The sequence below is a fragment of the Thalassospira permensis NBRC 106175 genome (assembly GCF_000714555.1).
Lineage (GTDB): Bacteria > Pseudomonadota > Alphaproteobacteria > Rhodospirillales > Thalassospiraceae > Thalassospira > Thalassospira xiamenensis.
Genome location: NZ_AUNC01000046.1, coordinates 1 through 6858, shown reverse-complemented (window position 1 = coordinate 6858; position 6858 = coordinate 1). Strand labels below are relative to the sequence as shown.

Sequence of the window (6858 nt, the reverse complement as noted above, 5' to 3'; positions counted from 1 at the left end):
CCGCTTTGATTTAAGCGGGGTCTTTTACGTTGGATCACAGCACTTTACCCGCAGCCTTCCAATATTGTTGGTTGTGCCGGTTCTGGAATTCCTTTAAATAGGCTGCGTTGCGACGCAGCAAAACTTGTTTATCCTTTGACGGACACGGGGCCGATGTAAGAACTGTTTCGATAATTCCTGCTTGCGACCGGGCTGTATCAACAGCGCCGATGTTATCGCGTGGCAGTGACGAAACAGCTTTCCGCCCCACTTTTTATTCCCTGATCATATAACAGAAACCCGTCTGCCGGATTGCTGGCGGACTGCGAGACTGGAGTTAAGCCTGTGAACACCGATTTCCTTCCGCAATTGCGGACCGAATGGTTTGGCAATATTCGCGGCGATATCCTCGCCGGGATTGTCGTTGCCCTTGCCCTGATCCCCGAGGCCATCGCCTTTTCGATCATTGCCGGGGTCGACCCGAAGATCGGACTTTATGCGTCCTTCTCGATTGCCGTGATTACCGCAATTGTCGGCGGGCGACCGGGCATGATTTCAGCCGCGACCGCCGCGACTGCTGTACTTATGGTTACGCTCGTGCGCGATTATGGTCTTGAATATCTGCTGGCGGCTACCGTATTGGCCGGGTTGTTACAGATCGGGGCCGGATTGCTTCGGCTGGGTTATGTCATGCGGTTTGTCTCTAAATCCGTGATGACCGGTTTTGTCAACGCCTTGGCCATCCTGATTTTCATGGCACAGTTGCCCGAATTGACCAATGTCACCTGGGTGACTTATGTGATGGTTGCGGGCGGACTTGCCATTATCTATCTGTTCCCGCGCATTACCAAAGCAATCCCGTCACCCTTGGTCTGTATCGTTGTACTGACGGTGATTTCGCTGTTTATCAATGCCGATCTGCGAACCGTGGGTGATATGGGCGAACTGCCTTCGACCCTGCCGGTCTTCCTGATCCCCGACATTCCGCTGAACCTTGAAACCCTGATGATCATTCTGCCCTATTCGGCGGCTGTTGCGGTTGTCGGTTTGCTCGAAAGTCTGATGACGGCCCAGATCGTCGATGATCTGACCGATACACCGTCCAACAAGAACCGCGAATGCATCGGCCAGGGCATTGCCAATACCGCCACCGGCTTTATCGGCGGCATGGCGGGCTGCGCGATGATCGGGCAATCCGTGATCAATGTGAAATCGGGCGGGCGCGGACGTTTATCGACCTTTGTTGCCGGGGTTTTCCTGCTTTTCATGATCGTCGTGTTAAGCGATATCGTCAGCATCATTCCGATGGCAGCCCTTGTTGCGATCATGATCATGGTCTCGATCGGAACATTCAGTTGGTCCTCGATCAAAAACCTTCGTGACCATCCGAGAAGCTCGTCCATCGTGATGCTGGCAACCGTGGTAACGGTCGTCGCGACCCATAACCTTGCGATTGGCGTTTTGATCGGGGTTTTGCTGTCCGGCATTTTCTTTGCGTGGAAGATTTCGCAGATTTTCCGCGTGTCCAGCACACTTTCACAAGACGGTACGCATCGGACCTATAACGTCGAAGGGCAGGTTTTCTTTGCCTCTGCCGATGATTTCACCGCGGCATTCAATTTCAAGGAAGCGCTGGACAAGGTCACGATTGATGTCAGCCATGCGCATATCTGGGACATTTCAAGTGTTGCGGCCCTTGATATGGTCGTGCTGAAATTCCGCCGTGAAGGGGCCGAAGTCGAATTGATCGGTCTCAATGAAGCCAGCGAAACAATTGTCGATAAACTGGCCATACATGACAAGCCCGGCGCTTTTGAACGCCTGATGGGCCATTAGGGAAGGGGACGATCAATGACACATCTGATCGCACTGATCGACGGATCGAGCTATTCGCAAAGCGTTCGCGACCTGACCTGCTGGGTGGCGGAACGCACCGAGGCATCGGTTGAGCTGATGCATGTGCTGGGCCGTCGCGGCGTGGGCTCCGAACCCGCCGACCTTAGTGGTAACCTCAAACTTGGTGCACGTAGCGCACTTTTGCAGGAACTGGCCGACCTTGATGAACAAAAGGCCAAGCTAGAGCTAAAACGCGGGCGGCTGTTGCTTGAAGAAGCCAAATCGGGCCTTGAAGAAGCCGGACTTTCATCCGTTACCTCCAAGCTTCGTCATGGCGATCTGATTGATGCAATTGGCGAGTTTGAAGGCGATGCCGACCTGATCATCATTGGCAAGCGGGGCGAGGCCGCCGATTTTGCCAAACTGCATCTGGGATCAAATCTTGAACGGGTTGTCCGGTCTGCGACCAAACCGGTTCTGGTCGCATCGCGCGCATTCAAGCCGATCAACAAGTTCCTGATTGCGTTTGACGGCGGCGAAAGTGCGATGAAGGCCGTGCGCCACATTGCGGGTGGCAAGCTGTTTACCGGACTTCCGTGCGTCTTGCTTTGCGTTGGCAAACCAACAGATAGCCTTCAGGAAAAGCTTGATGACGCGGCGACCATTTTGCGCAAGGCAGGATACGATGTTGACGCCGGTTTCGAGGCCGGTGAACCCGAAGACGTGATCAAAAACCGGATCGAGGCGGATGGCATCGACCTTCTGATCATGGGCGCATACGGCCATTCGCGCATCCGCAACCTGATCATCGGCAGCACCACCACCGAAATGGTTCGGTCCTGCCATGTGCCGGTAATGATGTTCCGCTAAATGACTGATCGGGCAGCAGCGAACGCAGTCGTTGCTAAGCGCCCTGTTCTGGCCTCTATGACCGGCCCGGATGCCGGACCGTTTTACACAATCCGGCATCCGGTATTCGTCAAACCGTCCCGGCCTATGCCGGGGTTGTTAGCTGTTTGCGCATTTGATCGGCGACCGGGTGCAAGAGGTCATCGGAAAGCGGCCCGACCACACTGTAACCCGTGCCCATCGATGCCCAGGAAAACCCGGTGACACCATCGGCATGATGTTCCTGCATCGGGGCATTCTGGTCAGCCTGCATCGGTCGGGCCAGCATCACCAGACGCACCCCCTGATCATCATCATACATCAGCATTGCCGCCGGGCCGTGATCGGTAGCGACAACCCGCCCGCCCATAAACCGGTATCCATCCGCCGTCAGATCGGGTACATGCAAATTCATTCCGACCCGATCACTGATCCAGCGCAGCAAATCATCGGTTTTATCCGCCCGGATTTCGACCGGCCGGTTGCGATCTCGGGCATAGGCGATATAGCTGGCCGATGCCTCGCGTGCTAAAGCACCAATCCCTTCAGACGCCGACAATGCCGTCAAAACCGGCACATCGGGATTTTGCACAAATCCGTGCAATCCCCATCCGGCCCCGCCACCAACACACAGCAAAGCAATCGCGGCTGCCGCCCCCTGCCAACCGCCAAACCACGCAATCCGACCGCCCGCATTCCCGTCCTGAAATCCATCCTGACGGTGATCGGTTACCGACTTGCCGTCATGACGGCGGTTTTCGATCAGGTGATGCAAATTCAATTGCGATGGCACCGGTTCATCGGCTACCGGGGCAAAAGCCACGCGCATCAGGTCGCGATGCCGGGCATAGGCATCAACCCGTCTGGCAATATCGGGATGCTGCGCGATATAGGCCGCCACCGCATCGTGGCGCGCCCCATCAAGCGCACCATCAACAAAAGCATGCAGATCGTCTTCTGAAATGGGACTGTGGCTCATTTGACCCTCCGCAAATTTGGGGTGCTTTGACGATCCCCGTTGTTCCGCCTGTCACCATCCAGAATCTGGCGCAATCTTTCTCGCCCGCGTGACAGACGCGACATAACCGTCCCTAACGGTATATCCAGCACCTTTGCCGTTTCTGCATAGGACAGATCTTCGATCGATACCAGCAGCAGAATGCTGCGCTGATCATCGGGAAGGGTTGCAATCGCGCCCATCACATCCTGATAATGCAGGCTGTTTTCCTGTGTGCCGTCATGGGCAAATGCGGTTTCGACCGTATCATCAAGAGCGATATGCGGTCCGCGATACCGGTTTTGACGCCAGTAATTGACCGCTAGATTATGCAGGATGGTAAACATCCATGTGCGTGTGTTGCCATCGTCGCGGCGCTGGTGCCAGCGGCTGATGGCGCGTTCCAGACAATCCTGTACCAGATCATCGGCCTGCGCGCGATCACCGCAAAGGGCACGCGCATATCGCCGAAGGGCCGGGATCAGCGGTTCTATCCGCCGGATCATGTCATCATGCATTCCTATCGTCCTGTGACAGGGGCGTGTTGTGGCACTGGTAATTCTTGTGCTGGGGCCAGACACCTCCATTGCCAATACGGTGCCGGGCATCTGGCAATGAAGGACACCAAACGGATTGCAGGACAAATAATGCAATCCGTTTCGTATATAATCCGTTTCACCCCGGCCCGCATCGGAACCGGGGTGAAATACCATATGGGGTCAGTCGGCCTGAACCTGCACCGGTGCGCCAATACCATCGGCGGTTTTCGGGGCCACTACCAGATAACGTTTGGGCTGCTCATCCTCGCCCTTGACCAACTGGCGGATCGGACCAAGCGCATTGACAATACTTGCCCCGGTCGGGTTGGCCTTGAAATTCGACAGGGCCTGCAATGTTCCGCTGCCATCCGGATTGCCCGCCAGTGCAAGGACGTATTCCTTGCCTGGTTCCAGACCGGTGACCGAGGCCTGCACCACCTGTGTCAGGCCCTGATCAAACAGCGACACGTTGCTGGGGGCCGAACCATCCCTGGCCCCGCCAACCGCACGCAATGACAGCTGCACCGAATTGTCCGTTGCCTTCAGCGGTTCCAGATTGTCGGTTCCCGCCCCTTCGGTTACCGCACCGGGGACATAGGCAATGGCCTGCGGGGCCTGACCGACAGGAATGGATGCAATCACCTTGTTGGTGGCGGTATCAATCGCCATCAGCTGGTCATCGTTTTCAATCCCAACATATACCCGCGATCCATCGCCAGATGGCCACAGACCATGGGGCAGCCGCCCGACCGGAATGGTCGCCACCTGTTCAAAGGTTTCCGTATCAAACACCTTGACCTGATTAAGGCCACCAATCGTGACATAGGCAAAATTACCCTTGGCCGTGCGGGCAAAGTTTACATGGTTGGTGATCGGGCCGGTATCAATCGTCTTGATCACATCAAAGGGCGGTTTGGCATCAAATATCTGTACTTTGCCAATATCTTTAAGGGTGAACCACACCTGACTGCCGTCGGGGTTGGCGGCAATGTTCGGGCAGAACGGGCTGGCCTGCTTCACATGGCCGACGATCTTGTGATCGGCCACCGAAACCACGAGTGTTTCCGGATTGAAAGACGAACAGATATAGCCATATTTCCCATCGGGCGAGAAAATCTGCATGCCCGGACCGGCAGGGGTCTGGATACGGGTTTTGGGTTCGAATGTCTTGGCATCCAGCACCTGAACATAATCCTCACCGCGGATGGTCACCCAGATTTCACTACCATCGGGTGTGAAAAAGGTTTCATGCGGGGACCGGCCCAGATAGGTGGTGTGCAGGACAGTGTTGTCATGGGTGTTGATAAAACTGATGGCGTTGCTGCCGACCGCGACAACCGCCAGCGTTTTGCCATCGGGCGAAAATCCCAAGCCATGCACCAGCAACTGCCCGCGATACAGCGGGCTGAGGTTGCGCGGCTGCGGATCGCCAAGGCGCAGCACGCCCAGCAATTTATTATCGGCAGGGTCAATCACCGACACTGTATTTGAAAACTGGTCGGCGGAATAAACCCGATCCTGATGGCCCAGCACCCGGTCGGGGCTGGTCGCCGGATAGGGGGCCTGTCCGGCAAGAACGATGGCGGAACTGCCCGCTAAAAGCGTACAGACCATAAGGGTTCTGGCAAAAATATTCTTCATGAGTACTCCTTGGCGTAAGGCGACTTACCCTGCCCTTGGTTGCTCCTGACCAGGGGCGGAGATATGGCGCACGGAAATGCAGCAGGCGTAGAAATATATCGAAGAAAGGCGATAGGCAGGTAACAGGCGGCCAATGTTAGGCGGTGAACGGTTGCCACTGCGCAGGCATGGGCATTCGTGGTTAACGAGTCGATGCCGGGGCCGAAGGCGGCAATTCCGCCCCGATGGCGAGATACATCGCAACAATTTCCTGTTGCTGGGTCACAATGATTTCCTGACACAGGCGTTTGAGCTGCGTATTGCCGGCATAAGGCAGATAGGCCGCGCACATATCAATTGCCCCCTGATGATGCGGGACCATCATGACCACAAAATCCCGATCAATATCGCCGGTCGGCGCGACATTCATATCAGCCATCATCTTGTCCATGGCGGCCGCATTTTTTGCCAGAAACGGCTTTTCATGTTCGGGAATATCAGCCGATGCACTTTCGGGCATGGTATGCCCGCTATGGGCTTCGTGATCATCACGGGGCATTGAACCCTGTTTGCTATGATCAACACCGTTATGGGCATTGGCGACAATAGCCATGCCGACAATTCCGGCAACCGACATACAGGCAAATACGCCAAACGCCATGATGCGGCGCGCAACAAAGGAACGGGGCGAAAACGAAGCGTGGGACATCGGGGGACCTCTATGTTCAATGACGACATAAAGGTTAGACAGCTGGCAGGCCCAATTATTCCCAGATGCTGGAAAAAAAATTTTGAAAAATCAAATCACCCCGTCGATGACGGATGGATATGACCGTTATCAGAACGCTTTGGCCGAGCGCGTCAATGGCATTCTCAAACAGGAGTTCATCCTGCACCGGTGCAAAACATTCGAAGATCTAGCCAAGCTGTTCAACGAAGCCATCAATGCTTACAATACCATGCGACCGCACATCGCTCTGGCAATGCAAACACCAGAAT

6 protein-coding genes and 1 pseudogene are annotated in these 6858 nt (G+C 55.4%); 3 read left to right on the top strand and 4 right to left on the bottom strand.

The genetic code is table 11. From position 1 onward, the window contains the following. The first annotated feature begins 324 nt into the window (after nt 1–324). Nucleotides 325–1815, top strand: a complete 1491-nt coding sequence (locus SMB34_RS17635; RefSeq protein ID WP_007088285.1) for a SulP family inorganic anion transporter — start codon at nt 325–327, stop codon at nt 1813–1815. Between the two features lie 15 nt (nt 1816–1830). Then, nucleotides 1831–2685 carry a universal stress protein gene (locus SMB34_RS17630; protein WP_007088286.1) on the top strand — a complete coding sequence of 285 codons (855 nt, stop codon included), beginning with the start codon at nt 1831–1833 and terminating at the stop codon, nt 2683–2685. Nucleotides 2686–2809: 124 nt separating this feature from the next. On the opposite strand, the gene SMB34_RS17625 is transcribed toward SMB34_RS17630, so the two are convergent. From SMB34_RS17625 to SMB34_RS17610, 4 genes are all read right to left on the bottom strand, one after another. After that, nucleotides 2810–3682: an anti-sigma factor family protein gene (locus SMB34_RS17625; protein ID WP_037992066.1), complete on the bottom strand. Its 873-nt coding sequence runs from the start codon at nt 3680–3682 to the stop codon at nt 2810–2812. Beyond that, complete coding sequence (locus tag SMB34_RS17620) at nt 3679–4218, bottom strand: RNA polymerase sigma factor (protein WP_037992063.1); 540 nt, start codon at nt 4216–4218, stop codon at nt 3679–3681. Before SMB34_RS17620 ends, SMB34_RS17625 begins: the two co-directional genes overlap by 4 nt. Nucleotides 4219–4419: 201 nt before the next feature. Further along, a complete protein-coding gene (locus tag SMB34_RS17615; protein ID WP_084716692.1) occupies nt 4420–5880 on the bottom strand; it encodes a beta-propeller fold lactonase family protein in 1461 nt (486 codons plus the stop codon). Between the two features lie 181 nt (nt 5881–6061). Next, a complete protein-coding gene (locus tag SMB34_RS17610; RefSeq protein WP_007088290.1) occupies nt 6062–6568 on the bottom strand; it encodes a DUF305 domain-containing protein in 507 nt (168 codons plus the stop codon). Nucleotides 6569–6656: 88 nt separating this feature from the next. Here SMB34_RS17610 and SMB34_RS17605 point away from each other — a divergent pair. Beyond that, nucleotides 6657–6858, top strand: a pseudogene (locus SMB34_RS17605) (integrase core domain-containing protein); the annotation flags it as partial.

Coding starts and splice junctions, on each gene's coding strand:
- SMB34_RS17630 (WP_007088286.1), top strand. CDS start 1,831: ATGACACATCTGATCGCACTGATCGACGGATCGAGCTATTCGCAAAGC.
- SMB34_RS17625 (WP_037992066.1), bottom strand. CDS start 3,682: ATGAGCCACAGTCCCATTTCAGAAGACGATCTGCATGCTTTTGTTGAT.
- SMB34_RS17620 (WP_037992063.1), bottom strand. CDS start 4,218: ATGCATGATGACATGATCCGGCGGATAGAACCGCTGATCCCGGCCCTT.
- SMB34_RS17615 (WP_084716692.1), bottom strand. CDS start 5,880: ATGAAGAATATTTTTGCCAGAACCCTTATGGTCTGTACGCTTTTAGCG.
- SMB34_RS17610 (WP_007088290.1), bottom strand. CDS start 6,568: ATGTCCCACGCTTCGTTTTCGCCCCGTTCCTTTGTTGCGCGCCGCATC.